This window comes from Streptomyces zhaozhouensis, assembly GCF_900230195.1.
In the GTDB taxonomy this organism is placed as follows: Bacteria; Actinomycetota; Actinomycetes; order Streptomycetales; family Streptomycetaceae; genus Streptomyces; species Streptomyces zhaozhouensis.
This window is the reverse complement of the sequence record NZ_OCNE01000004.1, coordinates 178,593-193,965: the sequence shown is the minus strand read 5'-3', so window position 1 is coordinate 193,965 and position 15,373 is coordinate 178,593. Positions and strand designations below refer to the sequence as shown.

Annotated in this window: 13 protein-coding genes and 1 pseudogene; 6 read left to right on the top strand and 8 right to left on the bottom strand. The window is 72.1% G+C overall.

Annotation, left to right across the window (positions count from 1 at the left end; translation table 11 throughout):
- Window positions 1-226 precede the first annotated feature (226 nt).
- The 6 genes and pseudogenes from CRP51_RS08900 to CRP51_RS08875 form a co-directional block, all read right to left on the bottom strand.
- Window positions 227-1,426 (bottom strand): amidohydrolase, encoded by a 1,200-nt coding sequence (locus CRP51_RS08900; protein WP_097230495.1) that lies wholly within the window; start codon window positions 1,424-1,426, stop codon window positions 227-229.
- A 404-nt stretch (window positions 1,427-1,830) separates the two neighbouring features.
- Complete coding sequence (locus tag CRP51_RS08895; RefSeq protein ID WP_097230494.1) at window positions 1,831-2,916, bottom strand: hypothetical protein; 1,086 nt, start codon at window positions 2,914-2,916, stop codon at window positions 1,831-1,833.
- Between the two features lie 93 nt (window positions 2,917-3,009).
- Window positions 3,010-3,942, bottom strand: coding sequence for an N-acetylneuraminate synthase family protein (locus CRP51_RS08890; protein ID WP_097230493.1), 933 nt, complete (start codon window positions 3,940-3,942; stop codon window positions 3,010-3,012).
- Window positions 3,939-5,180 (bottom strand): acylneuraminate cytidylyltransferase, encoded by a 1,242-nt coding sequence (locus tag CRP51_RS08885; protein WP_097230492.1) that lies wholly within the window; start codon window positions 5,178-5,180, stop codon window positions 3,939-3,941. Before CRP51_RS08885 ends, CRP51_RS08890 begins: the two co-directional genes overlap by 4 nt.
- A 53-nt stretch (window positions 5,181-5,233) precedes the next feature.
- Window positions 5,234-6,604 carry a DUF6716 putative glycosyltransferase gene (locus CRP51_RS08880; protein ID WP_097230491.1) on the bottom strand — a complete coding sequence of 457 codons (1,371 nt, stop codon included), beginning with the start codon at window positions 6,602-6,604 and terminating at the stop codon, window positions 5,234-5,236.
- 459 nt (window positions 6,605-7,063) lie between these two features.
- Window positions 7,064-7,606 (bottom strand): annotated as a pseudogene (locus CRP51_RS08875) (RNA polymerase sigma factor); the annotation flags it as partial.
- Window positions 7,607-8,047: 441 nt separating this feature from the next.
- On the opposite strand from CRP51_RS08875, the gene CRP51_RS08870 reads away from it, so the two are divergent.
- A complete protein-coding gene (locus CRP51_RS08870; RefSeq protein WP_097230490.1) occupies window positions 8,048-8,992 on the top strand; it encodes an SPFH domain-containing protein in 945 nt (314 codons plus the stop codon).
- Window positions 8,989-9,288, top strand: coding sequence for a type II toxin-antitoxin system antitoxin (locus tag CRP51_RS08865; RefSeq protein ID WP_245880457.1), 300 nt, complete (start codon window positions 8,989-8,991; stop codon window positions 9,286-9,288). The genes CRP51_RS08870 and CRP51_RS08865 overlap by 4 nt, the downstream gene beginning before the upstream one ends.
- A 44-nt stretch (window positions 9,289-9,332) precedes the next feature.
- On the opposite strand, the gene CRP51_RS08860 is transcribed toward CRP51_RS08865, so the two are convergent.
- Window positions 9,333-10,931 carry a beta-N-acetylhexosaminidase gene (locus tag CRP51_RS08860; RefSeq protein ID WP_097230489.1) on the bottom strand — a complete coding sequence of 533 codons (1,599 nt, stop codon included), beginning with the start codon at window positions 10,929-10,931 and terminating at the stop codon, window positions 9,333-9,335.
- A 204-nt stretch (window positions 10,932-11,135) separates the two neighbouring features.
- Here CRP51_RS08860 and sdhC point away from each other — a divergent pair, with 204 nt between their 5' ends.
- Genes sdhC through CRP51_RS08840 form a run of 4 tightly spaced genes read left to right on the top strand, consistent with a single transcriptional unit; the run spans window position 11,136 to window position 14,540 of the window.
- Window positions 11,136-11,516, top strand: coding sequence for a succinate dehydrogenase, cytochrome b556 subunit (sdhC, locus tag CRP51_RS08855; protein WP_097230488.1), 381 nt, complete (start codon window positions 11,136-11,138; stop codon window positions 11,514-11,516).
- Window positions 11,517-11,522: 6 nt separating this feature from the next.
- Complete coding sequence (locus CRP51_RS08850) at window positions 11,523-11,984, top strand: succinate dehydrogenase hydrophobic membrane anchor subunit (RefSeq protein ID WP_170970473.1); 462 nt, start codon at window positions 11,523-11,525, stop codon at window positions 11,982-11,984.
- 28 nt (window positions 11,985-12,012) lie between these two features.
- Window positions 12,013-13,767, top strand: a complete 1,755-nt coding sequence (gene sdhA, locus CRP51_RS08845; protein WP_097230486.1) for a succinate dehydrogenase flavoprotein subunit — start codon at window positions 12,013-12,015, stop codon at window positions 13,765-13,767.
- On the top strand, window positions 13,767-14,540 hold the full coding sequence (locus CRP51_RS08840; RefSeq protein ID WP_097230485.1) for a succinate dehydrogenase iron-sulfur subunit: 774 nt from the start codon (window positions 13,767-13,769) through the stop codon (window positions 14,538-14,540). Before sdhA ends, CRP51_RS08840 begins: the two co-directional genes overlap by 1 nt.
- Here CRP51_RS08840 and CRP51_RS08835 read toward each other — a convergent pair.
- Window positions 14,524-15,312, bottom strand: a complete 789-nt coding sequence (locus tag CRP51_RS08835) for an SAM-dependent methyltransferase (protein WP_097230484.1) — start codon at window positions 15,310-15,312, stop codon at window positions 14,524-14,526. The genes CRP51_RS08840 and CRP51_RS08835 overlap by 17 nt on opposite strands.
- Window positions 15,313-15,373 lie beyond the last annotated feature (61 nt).

Below are 15,373 nucleotides of genomic sequence, written 5' to 3'. Positions count from 1 at the left end.
CCGATCCCTTCGGGTTTGAAAGCGCCTCTTACGGCGCTGTTGGGCCGATCGTAACGCGCGTAGAACAGGGGAGACAGCCTCACGTTTGGCCCCGTTATCAGATCGGTGTTAAGGCAACGTGGAGGCAACGATGACGGGTGGTCCACGTCACTGACACGGCGGCCGCCGGAGGGCGCGGGCCCCTCGGCCCGCGCCCCCGTGGACAACACCGTGACCGCGCGTCACCTCAGCCGAGCAGCGCGGCGGCCGTCAGCAGGTCGACACCGACGGAGATCGCGTGCTCGTCCACGTCGAAGTCGCCCTGGTGGATGTCCCTGATGGTGCCCGAGGCGTCCCCGCGCGGCCGGACCCCGAGGCGGGCCATGGCGCCGGGCACCTGCTCCAGATACCAGGAGAAGTCCTCGCCGCCCAGCGACTGCTCCGTCGACTCCACCGCCTCGCCGCCGAACCTGGCGGTCATCGCCTCGGCCAGCAGCGCGGTGGAGCCCGGGTCGTTGACCACCGGGGGGACGCCCCGGATGTACTGGATCTCGGACTTGGCCCGCCAGAGCGTGGCGACCTCGTCCACCGCGGCGTGCACCAGGTCGGGCGCCTGCCGCCAGGTGTCGAGGTCCAGGCAGCGCATGGTGCCGGAGAGCTCGGCCGACTGCGGGATGACGTTCGGCGCGTGGCCGGTGGTCAGGCGGCCCCAGGTCATGGCGAGCCCGGCACGGGTGTCGACGCGGCGGCCGAGCAGCGCGGGGACCTCGGTGACGACCTTGGCCGCCGCGGTGACCAGGTCGGTGGTCAGCTGCGGGCGCGCCGTGTGGCCGCCGGGGCCGGCGAGGGTGACCTCGACGCGGTCGCAGGCGGAGGTGATCGCCCCGGTGCGCAGGCCGATGCGGCCGGCCTCGACCTTGGGGTCGCAGTGCAGGGCCAGGATGCGGCCGACGCCCGTCAGCACGCGCGACTCGATGGCGTCCGTCGCCCCGCCGGGCAGCACCTCCTCGGCCGGTTGGAAGATCAGCCGCACCGGGCGGGTCAGCCGCCCCTCGGCGGCCAGCCTCGCCAGCACCAGGCCGGCGCCCAGGACCACGGTGGTGTGCACGTCGTGCCCGCAGGCGTGGGCGCGCCCCGGGACGGAGGAACGGTAGGGGACCGTCTTGGTGTCCGGGATGGGCAACGCGTCGATGTCGGCGCGCAGCGCGAGCATCTCCCCCTCCGCCCCGGGTGGGCGTACGTCGCAGACCAGGCCCGTGCCGACGTCCAGGACGCGGGGGGCCAGGCCGGCCCGCTCCAGGCGGTCCTTGAGTACGGCCGTGGTGCGCACCTCCTGGTTCCCCAGCTCGGGGTGCCGGTGGAGGTCGCGCCGGAAGGCGATGAGTTCCGCACGCAGCGCGTCGTCGAGCGTCGTGGGGGTGGACTCAGGGGACAGCAGATCACTCACGTGATCGAGGTTAGCCCCGATCACCGGCTGATGGACCGGCGATCATGCAAAGTTCACACAACAGATGCATAGATATTCGGTTGGGTCGCCGCCTGACTGGGTATGAGTGCTCTCTTATCCACGCTTGCGCGTGAATGCCCTGTTCCTGACCGAAGTTGCGCTGGGCGCTGGGCGCTGGGCGCTGGCGCTGGGCCGCTGGGGTGCGACCGCGGTAGCGGGGTGGCGGGGGTGCGCTCTCGGGTGCGGCCCGTCGTTCGGTTGCTCGCGCAGTTCCCCGCGCCCCCTCCACGCCGCTGGGCCGCTGGGGTGCGACCACGGTAGCGGGGTGGCGGGGGTGCGCTCTCGGGTGCGGCCCGTCGTTGGGTTGCTCGCGCAGTTCCCCGCGCCCCCTCCACGCCGGTGGGTCAGGTCTGTTGGGGGGCCGGGAGGGAGACCAGGCCGTGGGTGCCCCGGGCCGTCGTGGTGACGGCGGAGAGGAAACCGCTGGCGCGTGCCGTGACGCGGTCGGTGAACCAGCCCTCCGCCAGGTCGCAGACCAGCACCCGGACGTCGGTGTCCGCCAGCACCCGGGGCAGGGTGTGCACCACGGTGGAGGGGAAGCTCAGGATCGTCCCGCCTATCGGCCCGCGCCTGGCCACCAGCTCCAGCGGCAGGTCGGGCCGGATCACCTCGACGCCGGTCTCGTCCCCCAGGCGGCGCAGCTTCTCCGCGCTCTCCCTGCGGTGGGCCCAGTAACGGGTGACGTGGTGCTGCCTGGCCAGGTCCCCGACGGCCGCGAGGTAACGGTCCTCCCGCAGCACCCCGGTCTCCACGAGCGACGTGCCGACCAGGTCGGCGCCCTCCGTGACGCGCGGCCTGCCGAAGTAGTGGCGCGTCCAGGGGAACGCGTTCTCCGTGACGGTGATCCCCTCGATGGGGCGCACGGGCATCGCGGTGAAGATCTCCACGACCCGGCCGGGCGCCGGGGAGAGCCGGTGCACCGCCCGGCGTGCGACCGGCGCGAAGAGCAGACCGGCCGCGCCCCGGGAGGACGGCCGGTGCCAGCGGACCAGTCGTTCGCCGTTGGCCAGTTGGGAGACGAACTCCATGGTCGCCGTGCCGTCGTCGACCACCACGATGTCGCGCGGGCGGCTGAGCGAGAGCAGCAGTTGGAGATAGCGGGAGAACGGGTCCCCCACCACCAGCCGGCGGGCCCGGCGCAGCGGGCCGGCCAGCGCGGCCAGCGTCCTGGGAGGCGCGCCGGCGCCGCCGCGTGCCTCCTGCCAGCGGACCTGGTGCCCCGAGTCCCTGGCCAGCCGCGCCATCCGGCGCAGCTGGCCACGGGTCGTGGGGTCACGAGGAGGGAGCACCACCACCGCGCAGTCGGTCTCGGTGGCGCTGGCCCACTCCAGGATGTTGAGCAGCTGGACCGGGCTCTCGGCGAAGGCCAGCGTCTCGGCCGTCTCCGTCGCCCCGGCCGTCCTGGCCTTCCTGGTCTGGGGTTCGCTCATGGACCTCTGTGGACCTCTCCGTCCGGACCGCGTGACGCTCCCGCGTCGGCGGGGTGGTGGGAGCCGGCGCGCGGGGGCGCCGGCGGTCCGGCCTCAGACCGAGGCCGGCTCGGGGGAGCTCTCGCCGCGCTCGGCGACGACGCCCTTGACGCGGCGCAGCTTCTTCATCGGAGCCAGCTCGCTGTCGTAGACCTTCTTCACGCCGTCGCCCAGGGACTCCTCGATGATCCGGATGTCCCGCACCAGCCGGGTCAGGCCCTGCGGCTCGACCGAGGCGGCCTGGTCCGAGCCCCACATGGCGCGGTCCAGGGTGATGTGGCGTTCGACGAAGACCGCGCCGAGGGCGACGGCGGCCAGCGTGGTCTGGAGGCCGGTCTCGTGGCCCGAGTAGCCGATCGGCACGTTGGGGTACTCGGCCTGGAGGGTGTGGATCACCCGCAGGTTGAGCTCCTCGGCCTTGGCCGGGTAGGTGGAGGTGGCGTGGCAGAGCAGGATGTTCTCGCTGCCGAGCACCTCGACCGCGTGCCGGATCTGCTGCGGCGTCGACATCCCGGTGGAGAGGATGACGGTGCGGCCGGTGGCGCGCAGGGCGCGCAGCAGCTCGTCGTCGGTGAGGGAGGCGGAGGCCACCTTGTAGGCGGGGACGTCGAAGTCCTCCAGGAAGTTGACGGCCTCGGTGTCCCACGGGGAGGCGAACCAGTGGAGCCCGCGCTTGACGCAGTACTCGTTGATCGCCCGGTAGTCGTCGGCGTCGAACTCGACCCGGTGCCGGTAGTCGATGTACGTCATCCGGCCCCAGGGGGTGTCCCGCTCGATCTCCCACTGGTCGCGGGGGGTGCAGATCTCGGGGGTCCGCTTCTGGAACTTCACCGCGTCGCAGCCGGCCTCGGCGGCGGCGTCGATCAGGGCGAAGGCGTTCTCCAGGTCGCCGTTGTGGTTGATGCCGATCTCGCCCGTGATGTAGACCGGGCGGCCCGGGCCCACGATGCGGTCGCCGAGCTGACGGAGCCGGTTTCCTGCGGTCATGATGCTGTCAGTTCCTTTCCGAGGAGCCACGAGGCGATCTCGCGGACGGCGCCCGACCCGCCCGGCGCTGAGGTGACAGCGCGGGCGGCGGAGCGCACGACGTCATGGGCACTGGCGACGGCCACAGGCCAGCCGACCAGGTGGAAGCACGGCAGGTCGTTGACGTCGTTGCCCGCGTAGAGCACGCGCTCCGGGGCGATTCCTGCTTCCTCGCACCACTGCTTGAGGGCGAGGTCCTTCCGGTCGACGCCGTGCATCACCGGGATGCGCAGCTTGCGCGCCCGGGCGGCGACCACCGGGTTCTCCTCCGTGGACAGGATCAACAGGGGCATCCCGGCCCGGCGCAGCGCGGCGATGCCGAGCCCGTCGCCGCGGTGGACCGAGACCGTCTCCCGTCCCTCGGAGTCGACGAGCACCCGGTCGTCGGTCTGGGTGCCGTCGAAGTCGAGCACCACCGCGTCCACGTCGGCGCGGGTGGGCAGATAGTCGGGGAAGTGCGGGAAGCGCGAGTAGCTCTCGTGGTCGACCGAGGTCCCGGTGGCTATCGCGTTCCGTCCGCCGTCCAGCAGCGGGGCCAGCGCGCGGGCGCGGGCCAGGTCGTGCGGGTCGTCGATCTCCAGCACCCGCGCGGGGTCGGCGCGCACCAGCTCGGTGCGGCCGAAGAAGCGGTGCCGCTCGGCGCGGAAGCCGGAGGCGCGCATCGCGTAGGCGGCGCCGGTCTCCAGCAGGTCCTGCGGCCGGTCCTGGCGGCGGGGGCGGTACGCCTTGTCGTGGTTGACGCCCTGGCCGCCGGTGGCGGCGGCCTCGCGCCAGACGTAGCCGTGGAACGGGGCGACGGTCAGCGCGGTGTCGGCGCCGTCGAGGACGGCGGCGGCGACGCCGTCGATCTCCTCGCGGCTGATGAACGGGCTGGTGCACTGCACCAGCAGCACCACGTCGACCTTGACGCGGTGGCGCTCCTCGTAGACGCCCATGGCGTGCAGGACGGCGGCCTCGCTGGTCGCGGTGTCGCTGGAGATGTCCTCCGGGCGTTCGATGACCTCGGCTCCGGCGGCGTGCGCCGCGGCGGCGATGCCCGGGTCGTCGGTGGAGACCACCACGGAGGTCAGCAGGCGCGCGGCCCGGCACTCCCGCACCGCGCGGGTGATCAACGGGGCGTCGCCGACGGGCGCGAGGTTCTTACCGGGAACTCCCTTGGAGCCTCCGCGCGCGGGGATCACGGCCAGCACTGTGCTCATGGCTCACGCCTTCGTTGTGGGTCGGTTCGGTGCGGTGGCCGAGGGGTGGGCGTTCACAGCTGGCCCCAGCGGCGGATGAGGGGGGCGACGCGCTGGGCGCCCGCGCGGTAGGCGCCGCGTGCGGTGCGGCGCAGCAGCTTCTTGGAGGCGCCGCGCAGGCCCGCGTCGGAGGCGTTGGTGGGCTGGTCGGCCAGCGGCTCGCCCTTGGGGTCGAGTCCGTGGCGGGCGAGCAGCCTCGGCAGGTAGCCGGGCGCGGTGCGCGTCGTGTAGTAGGGGGCCAACGGGGGCAGCCCGGCCCGCGCGCGCTCGTCGAGCAGGGCGGCGAGCCTGCCGCGCGCGGCGGTGAAGCCGCTCTCCACGCTGGAGGCGCCCCGGGTGATGCCCTGGTCGGCGAGCCAGCCGGGGTCGGGGGTCGGGATCAGGCCGTCGTCGATCTCGTCCCAGGAGGCGAGGCAGCCGGAGCCGATGAAGTAGTGGTTGCCCAGCGGTTCGCGGACGCCGAGGTCGGTGAGGACGGCCGTGGGTATGGAGCGCTCCAGCGACTCCAGGGCGGCCGTCGAGGAGACCGTGACCAGCAGGTCGGTGGTGTCCAGGACCTCGCCCATGTTCCCGTAGGCGAGGCTGAAGTTGCCCGGCCACTCCTCCTTCGCCCGCTCGGCGAGCCGCTGGTAGGGCAGCTCCTCGATGTGGGTGGTGTGCTCGCTGGGCTTGCTGCGCAGCTTGAGCACCACCTCGCGGTCCGGGTGGCGCCTGGCGTGCGCCATGGCGCGCCCCAGCAGGTAGGCGCGCTCCGCGCGCCCCTCGGGCACCGAGGGCTGCACGGCGAAGACCACCCGCGTCGGCCGCTCGCCGCGCGCGGCGGGGCCCGGGTCGTGGGCGGTGCCGCCGAGGAACGGGAGGGCGCAGGGGGTGACGGACCCGCTGCCGGCGCCGACGCCGTCGTAGATCTCGCGGAAGCGGCGCACGTCGTAGGGGCTGTTGGCGAGGACCAGATCGGCCCCGTGGCGCAGCAGCAGCCCGTCGGAGAGCTTCTCGTAGACGACGCCCACATAGCCGGTGACCACGACGGGGCGGCGTTCGGCGCCTTCCCAGACGCGGGCGAGCCCGTGCAGCATGGCCTGGGTGGTGCCGCCGACGCAGGAGAGCACCAGCACGTCGAACGGGGGCAGCTCCGCGTTCTCCCCGGAGGCCCTGCGGCCCTGCTCGGCGAGGAAGTCGACCGCGTTGATCTCGGTCAGGTCCTCGGCCTCGGCCCCCACCTCCGCGAGCTGCCGCGCCGTGGGTGTGGCGCGGCCCCAGAGGAGGTAGCCGTGGACGGCCGACTCCGGGGCTATGCGGAGCGCCGTCAGGGCGCCCCACTTCCACCGGGTGTCGGAGTCCGCCAGCACGGCCACGCGGGTCTTGGTGGGGGATGAATCGGGCACGTTCTGAACGTTAGGCAGCCGTTTCGAGTCGCGGACCAACTCAATGACAACGGGGCGTTAACAGCACGGCACAGAAACCCGAACTGGCCTCGTCAGACGCCCTGTTCACCTGCTTCGGCGACGCCGTTCACCTCCCGGCTACCACCGCCCCACCTTGCCGGTGTGCCGCCCCGAGCCGCCCGCCGGCCGCGCGTGCGCAAGAAGCCGGGGAGCAGAGAAAAGGGGCCGGGGGAAAAGAGAAAAAGGGGCCGCTCGGCGGCCCCTTCCGGGGAAAGACGAAGAATGGCGCGGGCGGGGCTGGGGGAAAACCACCCCGCCCGCGCCTGGGGCTCCCTGAGGTACGGGGGGGACCTCCGGGTGAGCCCCTGTCGGCCGATGACCAGTCGGCCTGCTTCTTACTGCGCCGCGCCCCGCGTTTGCGTTACAGCGCCCCGCCGGCCCGTCACCTCAGGCCCGTTCCACCAGCTCGGCGAGGCGGCGCAGACCCCGGTGGTTGGCGGTGCGGACGGCGCCGGGGCGCGAGCCGAGCAGCAGCGCGGCGCGCTTCGCGTCGAGTCCGAAGAGCGTGCGCAGCATCACGGCGCCGGCCTGCTCCTGCGGCAGCTCGGCGACCAGCTCGATGGTGCGGCTGGTGCCCAGCGCGGCGATGGCCTCCTCCGCCGTGTCGGCCGAGGACGGCAGGTCGACCAGCGCCGTCTCGTCCGTGCCGCACTCCCTGGGCCGTCGGCCGCGCGCCCTGAGGTGGTCCAGCGCGCGGTTGCGCGCGATGCGGGCGGCCCAGCCGCGGAACCGGTCGGCGTCCCCCTGGAAACGGTCGAGGTCACGCGATATGTGGAGCCACGCCTCGGCCGTCACGTCCTCGGCGTCCGGCTCGGCCACGATGGTCCGCACATAGCCGAGTAACCGGGGATGCACGGCACGGAAGACCGCGCGGAACGCGGCCTCGTCGCCTCCCTGGGCGGCATGGACCGCCTCGGTCAGCTCGCAGTCTGCCCCCTGCACTCCCGCCCCCTTGGCGGCCTCCGGGCCGCACACTCGTTCCCACGGTGGTGACTGTCTGTCCTTCGGTTCTGAACGCTACGCGTCCCCAGCGGTGCCGTCCATGGCGCATCCGGCCGTATCCGCGCGGTAACGGAAAGCGGTCCCGAGGCGCTGAAGGAAGTGCCGAACGGGCCCGGTCAGGGGCCCGCGTCCGGCGGACAGCCGGGGTCTCTCCTGTGGGGGGTGGCGGCCCCGGCTGTCTCAGCGTGACTGCCCGCTTCCGCCTCGGAACGCACCAGGGCACACAGCGCTCTCACGCCTTCCGCCCGTCTTCCCGCCGGTTCCCCCGCGTTCTTCTCGCTTCCCCCTCCTCTTCTCCGCGCCTCCCCCTTCCGGCGCCGGGCGCCGTACGGTTAAAGTGATAGCACTTTGATAGGCACTCCGGGGAAGGCGGAACGACACATGACACCCACGGAAACCACCGACCCCCCTGCACGTCCCGAGCTGACCGAGCCGACGATCCGGGAGACCCCGGCGCACAGCGTCCCCGGCGGACTGGCGCTGCTGCTGACCTTCCTCGGGACGCTGGTCGGCGCGGCGGTGCTGGTGTTCGGCATCGTGCTGGCCAAGGACGAGCAGCCGGCCCTCGGCGCCACCGTGATCGTGCTCGGCTCGCTGGTCTTCGTCGGGTCGGTCGTCATGATGAGCGGGCTGAACATGGTCGCCCCGGGCGAGGCCCGGGTGGTGCAGTTCTTCGGCCGCTACGTGGGCACCATCCGCAAGGACGGCCTCCGCTGGGTCAACCCGCTGACCACCCGCTCCAAGATCTCCACCCGGGTCCGCAACCACGAGACCGCCGTGCTGAAGGTCAACGACGCCGACGGCAACCCGATCGAGCTGGCCGCCGTCATCGTCTGGCAGGTGCGGGACACCGCGCAGGCGAGCTTCGAGGTCGACGACTTCGTCGAGTTCGTCGCCACCCAGACCGAGTCCGCCGTCCGGCACATCGCCATCGAGTACCCCTACGACGCCCCCGACGCGGACGAGCTCTCGCTGCGCGGCAACGCCGAGGAGATCACCGAGAAGCTGGCCGCCGAGCTGACCGCCCGGGTCAGCTCCGCCGGGGTGCGGATCGTCGAGTCCCGCTTCACCCACCTCGCCTACGCGCCCGAGATCGCCTCCGCGATGCTCCAGCGCCAGCAGGCCGGCGCCGTGGTGGCCGCGCGGGAGACCATCGTCCAGGGCGCCTGCGGGATGGTGGAGGCGGCCCTCGGCCGGATGAGCGAGCTGGACCTGGTGGAGCTGGACGAGGAACGCAAGGCGGCCATGGTCTCCAGCCTGCTGGTCGTCCTCTGCGGCGACCGTTCGCCCCAGCCCGTGCTGAACACCGGCTCCCTGTACCAGTGACCGAGCCGCCCACCGGGGGCGAACGCCGCGCCGCACGCGGCGCCAGGAAGCAGGTGCTGCTGCGTCTGGACCCGGCGGTGCACGAGGCGTTGGCGCGCTGGGCGGCGGACGAGCTGCGCAGCACCAACGCCCAGCTGGACTACCTGATCCGGCGGGCGCTGCGGGAGGCCGGCCGGCTGCCCTCCGGCGCCCGGCCCCCCGCCCGCCGGGGCCGGCCGCCCACCCCCCGCGCCGAGACCGACGACGCGCCGGGGGGTCCCGAGGAGACGGGGGGTCTCGACGAGACGGGGGGTTGAGCGAACGGGGGCCGCGCCGGCCCCCGTTCGCCCTCCTCTCCGCCTCAGGACGCCGTCACGCGGTCGGCGAGTTGGCTGAACTCCGCCCACTCCAGCTCGGGTTCGGCCGGGTCCCAGAGCTTCTGGGCGACCGCGCGCAGCGGACCGGTGATGCCGGCCGCCACCTCGTCCTGGGTCTGCGCGTCCGCGATGTCGCCCCAGACGGCGAACCGGCCGCCCGGCACGTGCTCGGCGTCGCGGAACTCCTCCGGAACCGGCTCGCTGCCGCGCACCACGTCCGGCGTCCACTCCTGGTAGATGCGCTCACCCGTCGGATAGGTGAACTGGTTCGGCTCGCCGAGCACGTAGTAGAGGTACTCGGAGTTCATGTTGACCAGCGGCCAGCCGCCCTCCAGGTACTCCACCGGCTCGCGGGCACCGATCTCCCGGCCGGTCCAGTAGGTGACCTCCCGCTCCTGGTCCGGCTGGACCTCGCCGCCGGCGTGCATCCCGTCGTTCCACACCTGGGGGATCTTGCCGGCCTCCCGTGCGACGTCGGCCCGGTCGTTGAGCCAGCCGGTGGCGAGGTCGGTGACGCCCGCGCCGTCGCCGAAGCGTTCCCTGGCGGCCTCGGCGAGCTCCGGGTAGGAGGCGTCCGGGTCGGACTTGTAGAGCGCCGCGTACTCGTCGCCGCCCAGGTGCAGGTAGTCGCTGGGGAACAGCTCGGCGTACTCGCGCAGCAGGTCGTCGACGATCTCGGCGGAGTCGGGGTTGGCGATGTCGATGGCGCCCGGCGTGGCCGAGCCGTCCGTCTCGCGCAGCTGGAGGTCCGGATGGGCCTCGGTCACCACGCCGAGGTGTCCCGGCGAGTCGATCTCCGGGATCACATCGATGTGCAGCGACTGGGCCAGTCGGATGATGTCTGTGACCTGGTCCTTGGTGAGGTGGTCGTCGGAGACGATCTCCGGGTGGGACTCGCTCTCGATGCGGAAGCCCTGGTCGTCGCTGAAGTGCAGCTGGAGCTGGTTGAGCTTCAGCTCGGCCATCTCGCGCAGCCGCGCCTCGATCCACTCGGCGTCGTAGTGCTTGCGCGCGATGTCCAGGCTCAGGCCGCGCTGCGGCCGGTCGGGGCGGTCCTCGACGGTGCCCTGGGCGATGCCGCCCTGGCCGCGCACCGCCTGGGTGAGGGTGACCGTTCCGTAGAACGCGCCGGCGTCCGTCTCGGCCGTGATCGTCACCCGCTGGTCGTCGGTCCGAAGCCGGTAGCCCTCGGCTCCGCAGTCCGCGTCGTCGTCCAGCACCAGCTCTATGTCGCCCGGCCCCGCGTCCTCGTCCGCGCGGTCGACGGAGAGCTCGTCGGCCAGCCGGTCGGCCTCGTCGGTCAGGGAGCCGTCCGGGTCGGTCACCACCCGGGTGGAGTCCGCCGGGGCCCAGCCGGGGCCCGGGGCGGCGTCGAAGGAACGGACCGCGGGCACCGTGCGCGGCGCCTCGTCCGGGCCGGTGGGCAGGGGGGTCGCGGGGGACTCGCCGACGCCTCCCGGCTGCCGGGAGCCGGCCTCGTCGTGGGGTTCGCCTGAGGGTCTGGTCATGGTCACGACCAGGGCGAGGGCGATCAACGCCACCGCTCCGGCCAGTGCGCATATTCGCCAGGGCGCTTGTCGCATATTCCGAAGGTAACCGCTGGTCATGAGCTGGCAAACGGATGACAGGGATGCCGGATTTATCGCCCGCGCGGCCCCCCGGGACGGGGCGGCCGAAACGCGTCGATACCATGTGCGCGGCCGGTGGACCGTACCCGGCCGGGCCGACCGACATCCAAAGGGAGCTGCCGGCAGGCCCGACGTGATTCGCGTGCGAAGGGTTCTTCCGTGCCGGCAGGAACGTTGTACCGCGGCCGGGAAGGCATGTGGTCATGGGTGGCGCACCGCGTCACCGGTGTCCTCATCTTCTTCTTCCTGTTCGTCCATGTGCTGGACACCGCTCTGGTCCGTGTCTCCCCCGAGGCGTATGACGACACCATCGCGGTGTACAAGACGCCGCTCGTGGCCGTGATGGAGTACGGGCTCGTCGCCGCGGTGCTCTTCCACGCGCTGAACGGCCTTCGGGTGGTGGCCGTCGACTTCTGGGCCAGCGGCACCCGCTACCAGAAGCAGATGCTCTGGACCGTGGTGGGCCTCTGGCTGGTGCTGATGGCCGGCGCCGCCTACCCGGTGCTGGGCCACGCCGTCCGCGAAGTGTTCGGGAGCTAGATCACCATGAGCGCAACGAGTTCCGTGAGTGCCACCGAGGGCATCGGCCCCGACAACCCGGCGCCGCTGGTCGAGCCACCGCGCGCCCGGTCGGCCAGGACACCGAAGTCCACCCGTACCAACTTCGAGCTGTACGGCTGGGTCTTCATGCGGCTGTCCGGCATCGTGCTGGTGGTGCTGGTCCTCGGCCACCTGCTGATCCAGCTGGTGCTGGACGGCGGCGTGAGCAAGGTCAGCTTCGCCTTCGTGGCCGGACGCTGGGCCTCCCCGTTCTGGATGGCCTGGGATCTGATCATGCTCTGGCTCGCCATGCTCCACGGCGCCAACGGGCTGCGCACGATCATCAACGACTACGCGCAGCGGGACGGCACCCGCTTCTGGCTGAAGATGCTGCTGTACACGGCCACGGTCTTCACCGTGCTGCTGGGCACCCTGGTGATCTTCACCTTCGACCCGAACATCCGCTGACGCACCGGGGCTGACGAGGCATTCGCATATGCAGATCCACAAGTACGACACCGTGATCGTCGGCGCCGGCGGCGCCGGGATGCGCGCGGCCATCGAGGCCACCAAGCGCAGCCGGACCGCGGTGCTCACCAAGCTCTACCCGACCCGTTCCCACACCGGCGCGGCGCAGGGCGGCATGGCCGCGGCGCTCGCCAACGTCGAGGAGGACAACTGGGAGTGGCACACCTTCGACACGATCAAGGGTGGCGACTACCTGGTTGACCAGGACGCGGCGGAGATCCTGGCCAAGGAGGCCATCGACTCCGTGCTCGACCTGGAGAAGATGGGCCTGCCGTTCAACCGCACGCCCGAAGGCCGCATCGACCAGCGCCGGTTCGGCGGTCACAGCCGCAACCACGGCGAGGCCCCGGTCCGCCGCTCCTGCTACGCGGCCGACCGCACCGGGCACATGATCCTCCAGACGCTGTACCAGAACTGCGTCAAGGAGGGCGTGGAGTTCTACAACGAGTTCTACGTCCTGGACCTGTTGCTCAACGAGGTCGACGGCGAGCGCCGCACCGCCGGTGTCGTCGCCTACGAGCTGGCCACCGGCGAGCTGCACGTGTTCCAGGCGAAGGCCGTCGTCTTCGCCTCCGGCGGCAACGGCAAGTTCTACAAGGTGACCTCCAACGCCCACACCCTCACCGGCGACGGCCAGGCCGCCGCGCTGCGGCGCGGACTGCCGCTGGAGGACATGGAGTTCTTCCAGTTCCACCCGACCGGCATCTGGAAGATGGGCATCCTGCTCACCGAGGGCGCGCGCGGCGAGGGCGGCATCCTGCGGAACAAGGACGGCGAGCGCTTCATGGAGAAGTACGCGCCCGTCATGAAGGACCTCGCCTCCCGCGACGTGGTCTCCCGCTCGATCTACACCGAGATCCGCGAGGGGCGCGGCTGCGGCCCCGACGGGGACCACGTCTATCTGGACCTCACCCACCTGCCGCCGGAGCAGCTGGACGCCAAGCTGCCCGACATCACCGAGTTCGCCCGCACCTACCTGGGCATCGAGCCGTACACCGACCCGATCCCGATCCAGCCGACCGCGCACTACGCGATGGGCGGGATGCCGACCAACGTGCTCGGCGAGGTGCTGGCCAACAACACCGACGTGGTGCCGGGGCTCTACGCGGCCGGCGAGGTCGCCTGCGTCTCGGTGCACGGCGCCAACCGCCTGGGCACCAACTCGCTGCTGGACATCAACGTCTTCGGCCGCCGCGCCGGCATCGCCGCCGCCGAGTACGCGGCCACCGCCGACTTCGTGGAACTGCCGGACGAGCCGGCCAAGTTCGTCGCCGACGAGGTGGAGCGGATGCGCGACGCCACCGGCGGCGAGCGGGTCACCGAGATCCGCGCGGCGCTCCAGGAGACCATGGACAAGAACGCCATGGTCTTCCGTACCGAGCAGACCCTCAAGGAGGCCCTTGAGGAGATCACCGAGCTGCGCCGCCGTTACCGCGACGTCTCGGTGCAGGACAAGGGCCGGCGGTTCAACACCGACCTGCTGGAGGCCCTGGAGCTGGGCAACCTGCTGGAGCTGGCCGAGGTCCTGGTGGTCTCCGCGCTGGCCCGCAAGGAGTCCAGGGGCGGCCACTACCGCGAGGACTACCCCAACCGCGACGACGTCAACTTCATGCGGCACACCATGGCCTACCGCGAGGTGGACGCCGAGGGCAACGAGTCGATCCGGCTGGACTACAAGCCGGTCGTCGTCACCCGCTACCAGCCGATGGAGCGTAAGTACTGATGGCTACCCCGACTCTGGAGAAGCCCGCCGAGGCGGGCGCCGACCACCTGGTCACCGTGACCTTCCGGATCCGCCGGTTCAACCCGGAGGTCTCCGAGGAGGTGCACTGGCAGGACTTCGAGATCGCGATCGACCCCAAGGAGCGGGTGCTCGACGCGCTGCACCAGATCAAGTGGCACGAGGACGGCACGCTGACGTTCCGCCGCTCCTGCGCCCACGGGATCTGCGGCTCGGACGCGATGCGGATCAACGGCAAGAACCGGCTGGCCTGCAAGACGCTGATCAAGGACATCACCACCATCAAGGGCTCGGTCGCCACCAAGCCGATCCTGGTCGAGCCCATCAAGGGCATGACGGTCCTCAAGGACCTGGTGGTCGACATGGAGCCGTTCTTCCAGGCGTACCGGGACGTCATGCCGTTCCTGATCACCTCGGGGAACGAGCCGACGCGCGAGCGTCTCCAGTCCGCCGAGGACCGGGAGCGCTTCGACGACACCACCAAGTGCATCCTGTGCGCCGCGTGCACCTCCTCGTGCCCGGTGTTCTGGAACGACGGCCAGTACTTCGGCCCGGCGGCGATCGTCAACGCGCACCGCTTCATCTTCGACTCGCGCGACGAGGGCGGCGAGCAGCGCCTTGAGGTGCTCAACGACAAGGACGGCGTGTGGCGTTGCCGCACCACGTTCAACTGCACCGACGCCTGCCCCCGTGGCATCGAGGTGACCAAGGCCATCCAGGAGGTCAAGAAGGCCCTGATCACCCGCCGGTTCTGAGCTGGGGGCCCCAGGCCCGCAGCACCAGCGTGACGAAGCCGAGCACCCCCCGGTAGCCCCCGAGCCACCGGGTGCGGTGCTCGGCCGCTTCCGCCGCCGCCTCGGCGGCGGCGGGGTGGTCCGGGTGGTCCAGCGCCCAGGACGCCAACGAGCCGGTCCACGCCCACTCGTAGGCGTCCCACTCCTCCGCCGAGGAGACATGCCCGTGGACCGGGGTCCACCCGGCGGCCAGGCAGCGGTCCACCGTGCCGGCCAGGTCGGCGAAGTCCGAGGGCACCGCGCCCAGACCGCCGAGCGCGGCGGGTGTCGGCTCCCGTTCCCAGAAGCCCTCCCCCGCCACCAGCGTTCCGCCGGGCGCCACCTGGCGGCCGGCCGCGGCCAGGGTCTCCTCCAGCCCGCCGAACGCGTGGGTGGAGCCCACGCAGAGCACCGCGTCGAAGCCCGCCTCCTCGCCCCCGTACGCCCCGGCGTCGGCCGCCACCAGCTCCAGCCGCTCCCCGACCCCGCGCCGGTCCGCCTCCGTCCGCGCCCACTCCAGCGCCCCGGCGTTCAGGTCGACGCCCACGGCCGTGGCGTCGGGGCGGCCCGCCAGGGCGCGCAGCGGCCAGGCGGCCTGGCCGCAGCCGAGGTCGAGCAGCCGGGGCGCGGCGCGCCCCCGGCCCAGCGCGTGGGCGAGTACCGCGTCCACCGACGCCTCGGCCAGCGGGGCGGCCACGGGGTGCTCGGCGTGGGTGATCAGATGGCGTGCGTGGGGGGTCAGGGCGTCGCTCATGGCGGGAGCCTGGCACGGGTTTCGCTCACCCGGCATGGGAATTCCCGCCGCCGGATGCCAA